This window comes from Bifidobacterium sp. B4111 (assembly GCF_026537235.1).
GTDB lineage: Bacteria > Actinomycetota > Actinomycetes > Actinomycetales > Bifidobacteriaceae > Bombiscardovia.
Genome location: NZ_JAFNMO010000003.1, coordinates 48,010 through 63,181 on the forward strand (window position 1 = coordinate 48,010; position 15,172 = coordinate 63,181).

At 58.3% G+C, this 15,172-nt stretch carries 12 protein-coding genes and 1 tRNA gene; 11 read left to right on the forward strand and 2 right to left on the reverse strand.

Going from position 1 to position 15,172, the window contains the following annotated elements:
• Positions 1 to 7: 7 nt before the first annotated feature.
• Together J3T93_RS06390 and J3T93_RS06395 are read left to right on the forward strand one after the other, a co-directional pair.
• Positions 8 to 3,820, forward strand: coding sequence for an AAA domain-containing protein (locus J3T93_RS06390; protein WP_267431007.1), 3,813 nt, complete (start codon positions 8 to 10; stop codon positions 3,818 to 3,820).
• Between the two features lie 36 nt (positions 3,821 to 3,856).
• The gene (locus tag J3T93_RS06395) at positions 3,857 to 4,192 is read left to right on the forward strand and encodes a type II toxin-antitoxin system YafQ family toxin (RefSeq protein ID WP_267431009.1); all 336 of its coding nucleotides are present in this window, start codon (positions 3,857 to 3,859) and stop codon (positions 4,190 to 4,192) included.
• A gap of 182 nt (positions 4,193 to 4,374) precedes the next feature.
• Here the strand turns inward: J3T93_RS06395 and J3T93_RS06400 are convergent.
• Positions 4,375 to 4,447, reverse strand: a tRNA-Lys gene (locus tag J3T93_RS06400).
• A gap of 559 nt (positions 4,448 to 5,006) precedes the next feature.
• Here J3T93_RS06400 and J3T93_RS06405 point away from each other — a divergent pair.
• The 9 genes from J3T93_RS06405 to J3T93_RS06445 all read left to right on the forward strand — a co-directional run bounded on the left by J3T93_RS06405 (position 5,007) and on the right by J3T93_RS06445 (position 13,670).
• Positions 5,007 to 5,684 (forward strand): ABC transporter ATP-binding protein, encoded by a 678-nt coding sequence (locus J3T93_RS06405; RefSeq protein WP_267431113.1) that lies wholly within the window; start codon positions 5,007 to 5,009, stop codon positions 5,682 to 5,684.
• Positions 5,684 to 7,105 carry an ABC transporter permease gene (locus tag J3T93_RS06410; RefSeq protein ID WP_267431010.1) on the forward strand — a complete coding sequence of 474 codons (1,422 nt, stop codon included), beginning with the start codon at positions 5,684 to 5,686 and terminating at the stop codon, positions 7,103 to 7,105. Before J3T93_RS06405 ends, J3T93_RS06410 begins: the two co-directional genes overlap by 1 nt.
• A gap of 86 nt (positions 7,106 to 7,191) precedes the next feature.
• On the forward strand, positions 7,192 to 8,415 hold the full coding sequence (locus J3T93_RS06415; RefSeq protein ID WP_267431011.1) for a sensor histidine kinase: 1,224 nt from the start codon (positions 7,192 to 7,194) through the stop codon (positions 8,413 to 8,415).
• Entirely contained in the window at positions 8,415 to 9,077 is a 663-nt protein-coding gene (locus J3T93_RS06420; protein WP_267431012.1) for a response regulator, read from the forward strand. The genes J3T93_RS06415 and J3T93_RS06420 overlap by 1 nt, the downstream gene beginning before the upstream one ends.
• Before the next feature lie 298 nt (positions 9,078 to 9,375).
• A complete protein-coding gene (locus J3T93_RS06425; protein ID WP_267431013.1) occupies positions 9,376 to 9,948 on the forward strand; it encodes a GNAT family N-acetyltransferase in 573 nt (190 codons plus the stop codon).
• Between the two features lie 79 nt (positions 9,949 to 10,027).
• Complete coding sequence (locus J3T93_RS06430; RefSeq protein WP_267431014.1) at positions 10,028 to 10,591, forward strand: hypothetical protein; 564 nt, start codon at positions 10,028 to 10,030, stop codon at positions 10,589 to 10,591.
• A gap of 49 nt (positions 10,592 to 10,640) precedes the next feature.
• Positions 10,641 to 11,858 carry a signal recognition particle-docking protein FtsY gene (gene ftsY, locus J3T93_RS06435; protein ID WP_267431015.1) on the forward strand — a complete coding sequence of 406 codons (1,218 nt, stop codon included), beginning with the start codon at positions 10,641 to 10,643 and terminating at the stop codon, positions 11,856 to 11,858.
• Positions 11,859 to 12,048: 190 nt separating this feature from the next.
• Positions 12,049 to 13,314, forward strand: coding sequence for an ammonium transporter (locus J3T93_RS06440; protein ID WP_267431016.1), 1,266 nt, complete (start codon positions 12,049 to 12,051; stop codon positions 13,312 to 13,314).
• A gap of 17 nt (positions 13,315 to 13,331) precedes the next feature.
• A complete protein-coding gene (locus tag J3T93_RS06445; protein ID WP_024626993.1) occupies positions 13,332 to 13,670 on the forward strand; it encodes a P-II family nitrogen regulator in 339 nt (112 codons plus the stop codon).
• 92 nt (positions 13,671 to 13,762) lie between these two features.
• Here J3T93_RS06445 and J3T93_RS06450 read toward each other — a convergent pair whose 3' ends face one another.
• Positions 13,763 to 15,154, reverse strand: coding sequence for an MATE family efflux transporter (locus J3T93_RS06450; protein WP_416378832.1), 1,392 nt, complete (start codon positions 15,152 to 15,154; stop codon positions 13,763 to 13,765).
• Positions 15,155 to 15,172: the final 18 nt, after the last annotated feature.

Genomic DNA, 15,172 nt, shown 5'->3' on the forward strand with positions numbered 1-15,172 from the left:
GGCAAGTATGGGGAACGATGAGCAACAGCATGCAATAAATGTTTTGTCATATTGGTGCGCGGTTGAACTGTTCTCGCCACAAAATTGGAGGGATGACCAGCTTATTGCTTTATCTTCCTCCGACAACGACGGCCACAAAGTAAGCGTTTCGGAACAGGAGCGACTTCCTTGGGATCAGATTCATGCTGATCTTCTCATTGGGCCGGTTGTCAATGAGCGTCGTTCGTATACAAACCTCTATAACGATCTGCAGAGCAGAAAAATATACCGGCTGCAGACAGACATGAACGCTCAGCTGATCAAACCCTTCTCATTCACAGAGGATACCGAGAACTGGCTGCAGGCGCAGGCGGTCAAATCAGGGCTCGACGAACAGACTATAACCGGTCTGCTTGGGGAGACGAACCAGTTATGGCTAGAGGTGGCCAAGCGGCCCGACCCTCTGCCGGCGGGCACCGAGCTGACGGATTCCATGGTTTCGCGTCTGCTGCAGGTGGTGGAAAAGCTGTCAGCAAAGGCCAATCGGCCTGGCTCAGCCTGTGCTGTTTACTGCAAGGACTATGACCGTCGATTTGCGCGTCGCCCCGTGCACCAGGCAGTGAAACCTGGCGAGAACTCGGAGCAGCAAGAATTAGAAGGGCAGAGTCGGTGGCTTAAACATGAACGTTTTCGAATAGCAGCCGGGCTTTCCCAGCGTGTAGTCACGAATGCGCTGATGAAGGCCGCCAAGCTTGTTCGGGAACTCTCGCCAGCCGAGGAGACTGCTCAGGACGAGGTGTTGCAGGAGCTCGCCCATCGGCAGAGCAAGCGTATTGGCGGTTCTTCTGCCGTGGCTTCCCTTATGGAGTTTTGCGTAGGGGATGATGGCTGTCTGGTCCCAAGAACGTTGATGCTTTCTCAATATGCCAAGGCGGTCTCCTGCCTGTTCAACCATGAGGGCTGGCCCGATTGTCCGGCTGGGTGGCCGCATATCGAAGTATTCGACGAGACGGAAAGCAAACTCAAATCGGAATTCAATCATCTAGCTGGGGAAGGCTCTGAAGACGAGACAGGTCCGGTCGGCAGATACGAGATCGAAAGCCTTATTGAACACGTAGCGGAACGGATGGGGCTGGATGACCGCGCGGTGAGTAGTTCTCCTCTTTTCGCCCGTGCTGACGGCTCGCCTCTGATCAGGGATTATGTCAATTGCCATCTGGAAGCCGGTTCAGAATCATTGAATGGCGAAATGATGGATTCGTTCTTCCTGGAAGATCTTGAGGATCTTTATCAAAATGGGCCTGACATATTTTCTGAGCCGATCAGACAATATCTATCGATTGGTCATCCTCAACGGTTCAATCTGCAGAAGGACTCCGAAGGGCATCTGGTCGGCGACTTGACGGAACCTGCCAGCATGCCGTTCGGGCGATGGCCGAGTGCTTCCAATCAATTTCAGTCAACAGGTCAGCAGCTGGCAATCAATCAAATACGGGCGACCTTGGAAGGCTACGGCAGTTCATCGCTTCTAGGTGTCAATGGCCCTCCTGGAACTGGCAAGACCACCCTGCTCAAGGATGTGGTGGCCGAGATTATTGTGGCCAGGGCTCGGCGGTTGGCAGGATTCTCCCGTCCTCAGGATATTTTCACATCCCGGAGGCTGGCCAAAGCAACCTCGGACGAGGACAAGGACTATGTCTACTGGACGCTTGATCCGTCGGTGACCGGCTTTGAGATTGTCGTTGCTTCCAGTAACAACAAGGCTGTTGAAAACGTCAGCCAGGACCTGCCCAGCGCCGATGCTATAGACGCCGAGTGGGAATCCTATATTGGCAGTGAATTCAAGCAGGTTCCCTGTGGATTCGCTTTTCGAGACTTTGCCGGACAAATTGCCGATCATAAGAATCAGGATAAGCAGAGCAGACCATCGAATACCTCCTCCGCTTGGGCCCTTATGTCGGCGGTCTTGGGGAACATGAGCAATAAAAACCGATTCCTCTGGCCCTTCAAAAACAAATTTATCTATAAGTCATTGAAATACGCGCCAAGTGAAAGAGGCGGCGGAAACAATTGGATAAACGCTAGGAATGACTTTAATGCTGCTCTGAAGAAAGAAGAGAGCATCCGCGCCAGGAAAATTGCACAGTACAATCTTGTGCGTTCTTATTCAGGCCTATGCAATCAGCGATCCGATCTGTCAGCCGAGCTGAAAAACCTTACTGAACAACTTCATGGCATGCAGGCAAGCCGCTCAAGATATGTCAGACAGGTTCAATCAATGGAACGGCAGATGTCAGATGCTGGCCAGGCTGCCAATAATGCCCGAGCGGTTTGGGAGCAGGCTGATAGCATTTGTCAGGTTCACTTGTCTTACTGGAAGGCGCATCCTCTAAGGTCGTTTTTCCACAGCTACGAAAGGCAGCAGGATGAGCTTAAGGTACGTACTGATCTGGAGCAGGCACGTCGTGCAAAGCAGCATTGTGACGAGCAGGCCAGCACGGTCCATCAGCGGTTGCAGTCCTTCTATGGAGGGTTGGAAGTCGGTGATCAGGAGTTAGGAAAATGCCAAACGCAGATTGCGACTTTGACCAGGCAACTTGCTGCCATTGAGCAGCAGATTGCCGAGGCCGAACAGACTCAGTGGCCCAGGCCCGACATTGGCGATGATCACGTTGCGTGGATGGATCAGGAGTGGAGCAAGGCGCGGACAGAGGTCTACATCAAGGCGCTGGCTCTTCACCAGCAGGCCGTTATGGGCGCTTCCCACCAGTTCATGTGCAATCTGTCCCTGGCTTGCGCCGTGATGCAGTCGAATGGTTTTACGGATGACGAGAGACTGGTGGCTTGGCAGACCTTCTTCCTGGTGATTCCGGTCGTCTCCTCGTCCTTTGCATCAATATCCAGAATGTTTTTGGGGATAGGCAAGGAGGCGCTTGGCTGGGCGATTGTGGATGAGGCCGGACAAGCCCTGCCCCAGGCCGCTGCTGGTCTGTTGCAACGTGTGAGGCATGCGGTTGCGGTCGGGGACCCTATGCAGCTCCAGCCCGTGGATACCATGCCCAAGCCGATGCGTGAACTCCTGGCGAGCACCCATCACCTCCAGCGCCTGGGACTGGAGTCCGAAAACATGCAGGCCTTGGTCGATTACCAGACTCCTTGCGGTCTGTTGGACGAAACTGATGACCACTGGCTGGGGATGCCTCTGGTGGTGCATCGGCGCTGCGATGAGCCCATGTTTTCCATATGCAACGACATGGCCTACTCCGGCAGGATGGTTCGCGTAGGGCCGGAGCATCAGCCCTGTGCCTATCCGTCCGGGCCTCATACGAGAAATGAGTTGCCGGACTCCTGTTGGTACGACGTGCCGCCGAACTCCGGCGAAACCGGGAGAACGCAATGGAGGCCGCAGGAAGGATACGAACTTTACAGGCGGCTGTGCGGACTCTTCCAGGGCGGGATCGACCCCACCAATATTCTGGTCATCGCTCCGTTCAGGGCTGTGGCTAACCGGGTGCGTGACATCTTTGCGGATGCCTTGCAGCAATGCACCGGTTGCAACAGCAGCGAAGCGAACCGGCTGGCATCGAGCCAGGCCGGAACCGTGCACACCTCCCAGGGGCGGGAGGCCGATGTGGTTTTCATTGTTCTTGGCAGCAGAGCCGGCAGGCGTGGAGAAGGTTCCCGTTCATGGGTTAACGGGTCGCCCAATCTGCTCAACGTCGCTGTGTCGCGAGCCAAGCGACGTGTCTACGTGGTCGGCAATCTCGCTGATTGGAAGAATGGAACCTATACGTCCAGGATCGCCAAGGACCTGGCGGTGGAGGCGAGTATGAGAGCCTGATCGGAGCAGGAAAGATACGGCCAGAATTCCTCACTGATGGCGTGCTGGCAACTGCTGGCGCGGACCGATGAGGCTTGTGCTGGTTCCCACCGGTGCTTTCGCGAGATATTCGAAGCGCATGGCCCGCAGGCACGTCCGTTAAAGCCGGTCCAGGGGGTGCTTGACCTGATAGCAGAGAATTTCGAAGCATCGGTCGGTATTTTGAAGGCGCGTCAACGGATGCATATGCTGCAAGGTTATGCAGCTGTATATGAGTGCCATGTAGGCAATGCAGAAGATCTGCTATTGGCATGGCATGCGGAGGGCGGTGCCGCCTATATACTGCGACTCGGTTCCCATGATCAGGTGCCGGGCAGGCTCGGTAGATGCTGAGCCTCAGCAAACGGATCAAGGCTATATACCAGGTGCCTGGCCCACCCCTGCACAGGTTGATGGTCTGGATGGATGCTGTATCAGGGTTGTAGTACTTGGGTATTGCGGCAGATACCTGAGTTTTCGCGGGAGGAATTGTTTACGAAGCACAGTAGCCGGTATTAAATAATAGACAACCAAAGTGCCCCCCGTGGGACTCGAACCCACAACCCACGACTTAAAAGGACGCTGCTCTAACCATTGAGCCAGAGGGGCAACAGCTCAACACTACATGTTTGTTCTCGATTTTTCCAGTTCGCGGCAAGCCGGTTCTCGGGCGAAGCAAGAACGAGAACCCGTACAGATCAACGAAGAATATCAACTTGAAACGCTACCTTTCCGCCCACTTAAGAAGGCTGTTGGGATGCGTGGGGGAGGGGTGGGGCAAACTCTGAACCCGCCGATGGGAGCCGTGCCGGACAGTAAACCAACCTGTCTGCCAAAAGCTTCTGCCAAAGCGTAGAGTGGCTTCCTACCCGTTGCGCAGTGAGTCGGACCATGTTTTGCCATCTGCAGATGGCGAAGTGGAGGCCGACGTTGATTCCCCGTACTCGGATTGAAAGAATCATCTCTGCGAGGCGATCTCTTGCCCTCGCAACTGCGCTGAGGGAGGGAGCTCCGATGAAACATCCGGCTCAATACACACCGCCGCGTGTACAGAGCGGCACAGGCTCATACGGACATTCACCCGTTTGCAGGCGCGGGGATACTGCTATGAAGCAGTACCGTCGATCCTTCCGGCCAGGGCGAGCCCTTCCCCATCCACGCATCCGGCCTGTGCAAGCAGGTTTCGCCCAGGAAAGGGGAAACCATAACTTTCTTAAACAATGTGGAGTTCACTGCTTCCTGGAGAGCCATGACCGGGATTGTAGGACCATCGGGTAGCGGCAAATCAACCCTGCTCTACTGTCTGGCAGGTCTCGAACCAGTCAGCTCGGGCCAGGTGGAAGTCCTGGGTCGGCGCATCTCTGCTATGGGGCCTGCAGCGTCAGCGCGGTTCCGCCGTGCGCACCTGGGCTTCGTTTTCCAGTCCTATAATCTCGTGCCTTCGATGAGTGTGGAGGACAACCTCAAGCTGCCCTTCGTTCTGCGCAAGACCCGCTGGCCGGAGGATCAGGCGGCCAAGCTGTTGGACAGACTGGGCATCAGGGGGCTACTCAAGACCAATGTGACCCTCCTGTCAGGCGGCGAGCAGCAGCGGGTTGCCCTGGCCCGCGCGCTGATTTCGGAACCCGATATCATCTTTGCCGATGAGCCTACCGGCGCCCTTGACCAGGAGACTGGCGATGTGGTCGTCGATGAACTCGCTGCCTTCGCAGAGCGACCGGGCCACGCAGTGATTATGGTCACTCACAGTCCGGAAGTTGCCTCCCGTTGCAATACTCTGGTGCATCTGTGCGACGGTCGCATAGCCACAGCCGACAAGGTTCCCATGCCGAAAGCGGGCGTCTGATGCGACTTCTTCTGCGAGATTTCAAGGATGCCCCCTTGGCTTGGTCTGGCGTCATCCTCGTGTTGATCGCATCACAAACCATGGTCGGCCTGCTTGCCATGATGCTCTCTTCGGCCAAGGCCCTGGGCGATCTCCCCGGCATGGCCGAGCAAAGCCACACTGCCTACCAAAACTTGATGATTCCTTTCATGGCTCTTCTCGTTGCCGCAGTATTGATCGTTCTACAAATCGTTTCGTCGGTGATCAACCAGCGCAGGCGCAACCTTGCCCTGTTAGCCTTGCAAGGCGCCACGCCCTGGCAACTGACCTCGTTGACCTGTCTGCGAGTGTTCACCTTGGCGCTCGCGGCCAGTGTGGTCTCGCTGGCGGTCTCTTTTCTGTTGGCCCGTCCCCTCTATGCCTGGGAGACCTCACAGTTCATGATCGGTAGGCAGCCTTTCATCGCCAGCCACCAGCTGGCTTCCTGGACAGCAGGAACCTCATGCGGAATATTGGTGGCCTTGATTGGCGCGCTGCTGACCATCCGGACCATCAGCAGGATCAGTCCCGTGGAATCTCTGTGTGCTGCAATCATTCCTCCAAAAACAGCGGGCTTGGCTCGTCGTGTCGCCGCTGTCTTGTGTCTGCTGGCAGCATTGGTAGTCATGCTGATGCCGGTTATGCAAGCGCGGACCATTCCTAATGAGCAACTGGTCCGTTTGCACACCGCGGCACCCATCCTGCCTATCGCCATGGGCAGCACTTTCGGCTTCATGCTCCTGCTGGCCGTAATCTGTTTGGCAGGTCCCTCCCTACTGGGCACGGTCACAAACGGCTGGACCAAGCTCGTCGCTCTTCGCCAGCCCTCATGGCTGGTCGCTTGCCGACAAGCCAATGCTCGCATGCGTAGCCTCAGCTCCACGGTCATACCGCTGATTGTGGGGGTTTCATTGCTGATGATGACCGATTCCTTCTACCAGACCAGCGCCGATTCCAGTCGCCTGCTGCCTCCCAACCTGGATGTCAGCAGCTCTGATTTCTTCATGCTCATTACGCTCTTGGGCCCCGCGCTTGTCGCTACGCTGGCTGGAGTATGCGCCGGATACCTGATCTCAGCCCACGGTCGAAGCCTGGATCTGTCCCTCATCTCGATTGCTGGCGCGGACCCGAACCAACTTGAAATCATGTCCGCTCTCGAAGGGTTCATCATGGCGACTACCGCCGTATCCATATCCTTCACCTCCAGTCTTCTGCCCGTCATGGCCTATGCTGCCGGATTTCACAAGGTCTTTGGCGCAGCCAGCATTGGCATACCATGGGCTCACTGGGCGCTGGTCTATCTGCTTCTGACTTCGGCGGCATCACTGGCTTCGTGGGTCACGGTGCGCAAATCAGCAGGTCGTTCCCCTGCCGGTGTGATAGCACAGTACACTGGCGAATGAACCTGGGGATCCTCAGCATGACAGCGTGAGGGGGCGCGATAAAGGGTATGGCAACCAACCTATTCGAGCTATTGAGCAATCAACGCTTGACCAGATTTGTCGCGCCTCTGCTGAGCCTGGTTTATACGCTTCTCTATGTCAGTGCCCCCATGTTTCCTCCAGTCTGGGCCGAGAACATTCCTTTGCCCGTTTGGAAGACGGCCATCGGCCTGATCGGACTCCTGTGTTCCTGCCTGTTGTATTGGAGCAGACAGCTTCCTCTGCTCATCACGACCTTGGAGACCCTGCTGTACCTCGGCCTGTCATTTGCCACCTCGGACGATAGCTTCCTGATACCCCTGGTAGGGGCTCTCTATTTCTGCGTCTGTTTATCGTCAGCACCCAGGATTGCGGCAGGTGTGGGTGAGGCAGTTGCGGCCGTCAGTCTGGTCACCGTCAGCATGCATGCCGGGCACATGCTTTTTCTGGAATGGTCGGCCAGGATGGCTGTCGTCATGGCGGTCGCGGCCGCTGCCGTAGCCGTCAGGTCCTATCGGATTCGACGCGAGACGCAGCAGCGTGAGGAGCAGGAGCGCATCCGCTCTGAGATGCTTGCCAGGCAAAGGGATCAGGCTATATCACGTGCCCAGGTGGCAGGGGAGTTGCACGACAGTGTGGGCCATGACCTCACCACGATCATTGCCCTGTCCCAGGGATTTGCTGATTCGGTTAAGGTCGAAGAGCTGCAAGAGGTGCTTAAGGACATCAATCAGGTTGCCAGGAACGGATTGGCCGACACCCGACAAGCTGTTCGCACCCTTGTCCACGAGCATGAGGCGCTCCCTCAAGAGTCCGATGATGACGGGCACAGGTTTGGTTCCAGGCTGCACACGCTCGACGAACTCGGCACCGTAATCGCCCATGCCCGCGCGGCTGGTCTGGCTGTCGTGTCTACCGAAACAGGGCGTCAGCGGCACGATCCCAGACAGGACAACCTCTGCTTCATCATCAGCAGAGAGGCCATCACCAACACGCTCCGACACGCCTCAGATCCGAGCACCATCGTCATTTCCCGCGACTATGAGCAGAACGGCACCCTCCGCATCAGCATCCACGACGATGGGCATGGGGATAAGCATGGGCGAACCTTGGGGGATCAGCAACCGGCTATTCATGATCATCAAGGAGTGGGCCTCAAGCAGATTGGCCAGCAATGCCGACTGATGGGAGGGAGTCTGAGTTGCGGACCGGGCAAGAATGGAGGATGGACAGTAGAAGCCGTCCTACCTGGCCCCAGCGAGAAAGAGGGCAACGCCCATGATTGGACCTGATGCTGGTCGATGACCTTGCGTTCCTCCGCAAGGGGTTGGTACGCATGATCGAGTCTGACCACGATTTACAGGTCGTCAGACAAGCCTCCAACGGTCAGGAGGCAGTGACCATACTTCGAGAGATGAAAGCAGCCGCTCAGCCGTTGCCTCGGGTGATCCTGATGGACGTTCGCATGCCGGTAATGGACGGCATCAGTGCTACTGCGGTCATTGCCAAGGAGTTCCCCGAGATTCGTACGCTGATCCTGACCACCTATGACGAAGACGATTACGCCTTCACCGGTCTGCACGCAGGTGCCTACGGCTTTCTGCTCAAGGACGTATCCACCAGAGACCTGCACCGAGCCATTCACGCAGTGGCCGATGGAGACGCAGTGCTCACCCCCCGTATTACAGCAGAGCTCATCAACCGCGACAGAGCCTATGCCCGGCATAAGGTCAGTGATCTGCAGGCCAAGCAGCAGCTGAATAAGTTGACCCCCAGGGAATACGAGATAGCCGGGCTCATCGCTCGAGGGCTCTCCAATCAGGAAATAGCCCAGCGTCTCACTCTCGAAACTACCTCCGTCCGGCGCTATGTAAGCCGCATACTCGACAAGACCGGCTTGCGAGACCGTACGCAAATTGTTATCACATGGTTTCAGGCCGGAATGTCTGACTGACGGTTCTGACCAGCCATTCGGGGCATCGCGAGAAGAAAAGCAGAAGAACGATAGATTCCGGAGTGGCGATTTCGTTGACCTGATGAAGCTGAAGCCGAAGACTGAAGACCAGAACTTAAGTTTAGAAGAACCTTATTGAAGGTTATGATTCTTGCTGTATTGAGTTCCGACTATTTACCCATGCGCGCGATGTCCCGGTGGCGCTTGTTCACTTTGGAAACCCCCAGTTCCGTTGAATGCTGCTCTTGTAAGCTGAAGCACAAAGAGGTGGCCAAGCACTCGACAGAGGAGGTGGACCATGGGAATCCGTCTGGTGAGGTTGGACCAGCCGGGGGCAGTGGATGCCGAAATGACCTGGGAATATCTGCAGGCCTGCCGTTCTCGGCCTCAGGATGAAGCGGCTGGTCTCGGCCCTCTGGAGGACTGTCACAGCCTGGATGAGGTTCGTCGGTCGGGTCTGCCCGAGGTGGCTCGTCAGGCGCGTGGCGATGATCTGCCGCCGGGGTTTGTGCCAGCTCTGCAGTTCGCCGCCATGGACCCCAGCGGCAAACTGGTGGGGATGATTCAGCTGAGGTTGCAGCATACGCAGGCCCTTCTGCGTACGGGCGGTAACATCGGCTATTCAGTCCGTCCGGATTGTCGCCGGCGAGGCTATGCCGGGCTGATGCTGGATGAATGTCTTCGACAAGCTGCCACTCTGGGCATGAGCAGGGTCCTGATTATTTGTTCCCCGTCGAATCTGGCCAGCCGCCGCACCATCCTCTCGCATGGCGGGCAACTGGAGAATGTGCTTCCCTGCAGATCTGGTCATCCAGTAGAACGGTATTGGATTGATTTGCCTGCGGAACGAACAGGCCAAAGAACGCGTTAGCATGAACCAGTGTGAAAGAGACCGATAGATTCCTCGTGTCTTAGCGCGTCTATGGCGTTCTTCTGAGAGAATGGCGTGTATGGTCTGGCTGATTGTCCTGATATGGGTGCTGGTGGTGGCGGCATTCATCGTATTCGTCATGCGTCTGGCGCTTGGCGAGTCCCAGGGCCGTGCCTTCTCCTCGTCTCTGAATGAGCGTGTGCACAGGGCCGCCCGCCGTCAGCAGGAGCGAGAGAATCAGCTGCCGCGTGTAGCAGGGGGGCATCTGTCTTTCGCCCCTGGATCGGGCGAAGATGCATCAACCGCTGAAGATTCCGAACATCCCTATCCGGTCTATGTCAATTCCTCCTCCGTGGTGGAGGTTCGAGGCATGCTGGCCTCCGATTCCACGGTCGAAATAAATCTGCCCCCGCCACCGAGCAGCGATTCCGCATCGTCGGTCAGCCCGAGACAACAGAAGAATGCCGCGCAGTCGGCTTCTACGGCCTCTGGGCCTCCAGCTCCCAGGAGCTCCACCCTGCGATCACCCAGCCCTGAGCCTTCGCGTTCGCAGCGACGGGAGCCTCAGTCCACCACCTCCGACGTCATGCCTGCAGTCAAGAGCGGTTCGCAGGCGGGAACGAGCTATCCAAGCGGAAAGTGATCGTTGGTGGTGACCGTCCGTGTCCCTTTTCGCCTTTAGGCTGGTACCTATGACAACACAGCAGCTCCTTATTCTTATCGCGGTGCTGATCGTCCTGGTGCTGGCGGTGGTCGGCATTCTGGTGGCGGTCCGTAAACGCCGGTCCCAGGAGGATTCCACGCGCTCCGACAGAGCGGAAGAGCCTGATGCTTCCCCAGCGGATTCGCATGCATCGAGTGCTTCTCCCAATCCGGACGCTTCTTCGGGTTCCGGCTCAGTAGATTCAAAGGAGTCCAGTCAGCCGTCCTCGGTTGAGCAAGTGGCATCGTCGGCGCAGGAGGAGCTGGCTCATCCGGAGGCCTCTGCATCCCGTATGACCAGGCTCAAGGCCAGGCTGGCCAAGAGTCCCAACCCCTTCGGCAAGGCCCTTTTTGCCATTCTGACCAAGGACCATCTGAGCGAGTCCGACTGGGAGGATGTGGAAGACACCCTGCTCATGGCGGATGTGGGCGCCGAGGCCAGCGAACAGCTGGTGAAACAGTTGCGTGACGATGCCCGGGTTACCGGGCAGAAGGACCCCGCAGCAGTGCGCAGTGGTCTTCGTCAGCGCCTGATCGATCTGGTCGATCCCAATATGGACCGAACTCTTGTGGCTGCCCGACCTCAGGCCAACAGGCCGTCGGTCATCATCATGGTAGGTGTCAACGGCACAGGCAAGACCACTACGGCGGGCAAGCTGGCCAGACTCTTCGTGGCCGATGGCAAGTCGGTGGTCATGGGTGCCGCCGACACCTTCCGTGCCGCCGCCGCTGACCAGTTGGAGACCTGGGGCGGCAAGGTGGGTGTGCCCGTGGTCCGCAGCGACCGCGACGGCGCCGACCCGGCCTCGGTGGCCTTCGAAGCGGCTGAACGGGCCAAAAATGATCAGGCAGATGTCCTCATTGTGGACACAGCCGGCCGTCTACAGAACAAGGCCAATCTGATGGATCAGCTGGGTAAAATCCGGCGGGTGATCGAGAAGAACCTGCCCGTGGACGAGGTTCTGCTGGTCCTGGATGCCACCACCGGGCAGAACGGGATGATCCAGGCCCAGGTCTTCGCCCAGGCCATCGGGGTCACGGGCATCGTCCTGACCAAGCTGGACGGCTCAGCCAAGGGCGGCATCGTCGTTTCTGTCCAGAGCGAGCTGGGTGTGCCTGTCAAGCTGGTTGGGCTGGGCGAGGGACCCGATGATCTGGCCGTTTTCGATCCCGAGTCCTTTGTCGACGGCATTCTGGGAGACGAGTAGTCCGGCCGTTCGGCTGGTCATAAAGTGGTCATCCAATAGTCACTCGCAGGTAATGTGACGGTGACCTGACCGTTATCCTCTTCCTGTTTGATGAATCGGGAAGTGGAAGAGAATCTGACGTAGGCTGTCCGGAGGGAAGCCCTCTTTATTGGGGACTGCCCGCCCGGATGGGGAAAAGAGAGGTGTAGGCATGGATTCTGGAAATGCTGCCTGGATGCTGGTAGCGGCATCCATGGTTTTCCTGATGACTCCAGCGGTGGCTTTCTTCTATGGGGGTATGGTCCGAGCCAAGGCTGTGCTCAACATGATGATGATGTCCACGCTGGCCATTGCCGTGACGGGCGTTATTTGGGCCTTCTGGGGCTGGTCGATTTCCTTTGCAGGTAAGGATATTGGTGGCATCTTCGGCGACCCAGTCACCGGCTTCCTGCTCAAGGATACGGTCACGGCCAAGGATGGGGTCTTCACCTCGCTTGATTCCGCAAACGCTGCCTACCCGCACACGGTGGACATCGCCTTCCAAGCCGCCTTCGCCATGATCTGTGTGGCCTTGATCTCGGGAGCCCTGGCAGAGCGAGTCAGAATCAGCACCTGGATGATTTTCGTGGCCCTCTGGGTCACCTTGGATTACGCGCCCATGGCCCATATGGTCTGGAATCACGGACTGCTGGCTGCCGATGGACCCATCTCCAACGCCATTGGAGCTCAGGCACATGATTTCGCAGGCGGTACGGTCATCCACATCAATGCGGCAATAGCAGCCCTGGTCATTGTGCTCATCATCGGCAGGCGTATCGGCTTCCCCAAGGAGTCCATACGCCCCCACAACGTGCCTATGGTCATGCTGGGCGCCTTCCTGCTCTGGTTTGGATGGTTCGGTTTCAATGCCGGGTCTGCCTTCGCCGCCAATGGCACGGCTGGATATGCCTGGGTCTCCACGACCATGGCCGCCAGCGCTGCCACCCTAGGCTGGCTCTTTACTGAACGGATCCGTACCGGGCATTACACCGCCATGGGTGCTGCATCCGGCATGGTTGCCGGCCTGGTGGCCATCACTCCAGCGGCCGACGTGGTTTCCCCGCTCTGGGCCATGGTCATCGGCCTCCTGGCTGGTTTCGTCTGCTGCCTGGCCTGCGGGCTCAAGTTCCGTTTCGCCTATGACGACTCCTTGGATGTGGTAGGCATCCACGGTGTGGGTGGTTTATTGGGCACGCTGCTGATAGGCTTCTTTGGTACTGGCACGGGCTTCCTGGCCGGCGGCAATTTCCGGCAGCTGCTGGTTCAGTTCCTGGTGGCGCTGATTGCGATCATCTACGCAGCTGTAGTAACCGGTGTGATCGCCTTTGCACTGGAGAAGACCATTGGTTGGCGAGTCAGCAAGGATCAGGAGGTCATCGGCGTCGATCAGAGCGATCAGGGTGAGAGCGCCTACGACTTCGGGTCCATTCTGAACTGATCAGAAAGGAAGGCAGCATGAAACTCATTACCGCCATCGTTCAGCCCGGGCGGCTGGATCAGATTAAGCAGGCCCTCAACGAGGTCGGCGTGCACGGCATGACCGTCTCGTCAGCCCAGGGCTATGGTCGGCAGGGCGGCCATAAGGAGGTCTACCGGGGCAGTACTGTCAAGGTGGACCTGGTTCCCAAGGTGCGCCTGGAGGTGCTGACCGAGGATCGCCGTGTTGACGAGCTGGTCGACACCATCGTCCAGGCTGCCGCCACCAACACCGTGGGCGACGGCAAGGTCTGGGTGCAGACCCTGGACTCGGTGGTCAGGGTCCGTACCGGGGAGACCGGCGTCGACGCCATCTGAGGCCGTCACCTACTGACCAGTTTCGGCAGGATCCCGTCGCTGTGACCGATTTCATGGTCCGGCAGTCGGGGTCCTGCTTTTTCTATGTCTTTTCAGGCTTGGCTGGCTTGGTCGATTGTTCCCATCCAGACATCGGTGCGCGTTCTCAGGCCATTGCAGATGGCTCTGACGCCGATGAAGAGGACATTGAGCACGGCCCAGAGCATGGCTATCCGCCAGGTGGGTGTCCGGTTCACGGCCAGAGCAGTCATGCCCAGCAGGCCGATCACGTAGATCACAGCCGTCAGGGAGCAGGTGGCCGCCAGGTAGCGATAGTCCCCAGCCCCGACCAGGATCCCGTCCAGTGCCCACATCCATCCGGCGACGGGCATGAAGACCCCCTGGACGATCATGCCCACGGTGATCAGCGATCTGATGGCCGGCGTTGGGCTGAATAGGGGAGCGGCGAAGAGGCCCAAGGCAATCATGACCAGTCCGACCAGCACTCCCATGGCCATGCCGGCCTTGGCTGACAGATCAGTCATGACCCTTGCCCGTGATCGCTGTCCGGCGCCCAGCTCGGTGGCTACCAGTGATTGACCGGCGATGCCCACGGCATCCAGCATGTTCAGTCCGAAGTTCCAGGCCGAATTGACCCCCTGGTAGGCGGCCAGCACCTGCTCGCCCAGGTGAGCCGCAGCCACCACGGTCATAAAGAGGCAGACCCGCAGGGCCAGGGTCCGCAGGAAGAGTGGGAAGCCGTCGCCCATGCTGGCCGCCATGCCTGAGAGCCGGGGCCGCAGTTGGGCGCCTTCACGACGGGCCCAAACCAGGGCGGGAATGGTTAGGAAGAGCCCCATGGCCCACTCGGCGATCAGGGTGGCCAGGCCCGAGCCCAGAATGTCCATGTGCAGGCCGAAGACCAGAAGGATCTCCAGGGAGGTGTTGAGTATGGCGCCCGACACGGCGGCCACCAGGGTGATCTTTACCTTCTGCAACCCGCGGAAGATGCCGTTGGCCGCGTAGACCAGGAGCATGGCCGGGAGGCCGAAGACCAGAGCGTTCAGATAGGTCTGCGCTGCCTGCAGGACCGGCCCGCGGGCTCCCATCAGGCTGCAGATGGGCCGACTCAAAGCCAGGAGAACGGCACAGACGACCAGGCCGATGACGAAGGCCAGCCACATGCCGTCCACACCGGCCTGCATCCCCTCCCTGCGGCGGCCGGCGCCCATGAGTCGGGCCACCTGGGAGGTGGTTCCGTAGGCCAGGAAGATGCACAGGCCCACGGTGGTCAGCACCACGGTGGATCCGACGGAGAGTCCGGCCAGGGCCGAGTCGCTGATGTGGCCCACGATGGCGGTGTCGATCATGACGAAGAGCGGGGAGGCGATCAGTTGGCCGAAGGTGGGTATGGCCAGTCCAGCGATGGTCCGGTAGGTCGCCCGCCGTTCTTCCGGCGTGATTGGTCCGGTCTTGGTTTCGGTGATGTTCCTCTGGCTACGCATGGACGTCATGCTAATGCT

Excerpts from the sequence above, each read along its gene's own strand:
- J3T93_RS06410 (WP_267431010.1), top strand. The coding sequence starts at position 5,684 with ATGCGACTTCTTCTGCGAGATTTCAAGGATGCCCCCTTGGCTTGGTCT.
- J3T93_RS06425 (WP_267431013.1), top strand. The coding sequence starts at position 9,376 with ATGGGAATCCGTCTGGTGAGGTTGGACCAGCCGGGGGCAGTGGATGCC.
- J3T93_RS06420 (WP_267431012.1), top strand. The coding sequence starts at position 8,415 with ATGCTGGTCGATGACCTTGCGTTCCTCCGCAAGGGGTTGGTACGCATG.
- J3T93_RS06395 (WP_267431009.1), top strand. The coding sequence starts at position 3,857 with ATGGCGTGCTGGCAACTGCTGGCGCGGACCGATGAGGCTTGTGCTGGT.
- J3T93_RS06440 (WP_267431016.1), top strand. The coding sequence starts at position 12,049 with ATGGATTCTGGAAATGCTGCCTGGATGCTGGTAGCGGCATCCATGGTT.
- J3T93_RS06390 (WP_267431007.1), top strand. The coding sequence starts at position 8 with ATGGGGAACGATGAGCAACAGCATGCAATAAATGTTTTGTCATATTGG.
- J3T93_RS06450 (WP_416378832.1), bottom strand. The coding sequence starts at position 15,154 with ATGCGTAGCCAGAGGAACATCACCGAAACCAAGACCGGACCAATCACG.
- ftsY (WP_267431015.1), top strand. The coding sequence starts at position 10,641 with ATGACAACACAGCAGCTCCTTATTCTTATCGCGGTGCTGATCGTCCTG.
- J3T93_RS06445 (WP_024626993.1), top strand. The coding sequence starts at position 13,332 with ATGAAACTCATTACCGCCATCGTTCAGCCCGGGCGGCTGGATCAGATT.
- J3T93_RS06430 (WP_267431014.1), top strand. The coding sequence starts at position 10,028 with ATGGTCTGGCTGATTGTCCTGATATGGGTGCTGGTGGTGGCGGCATTC.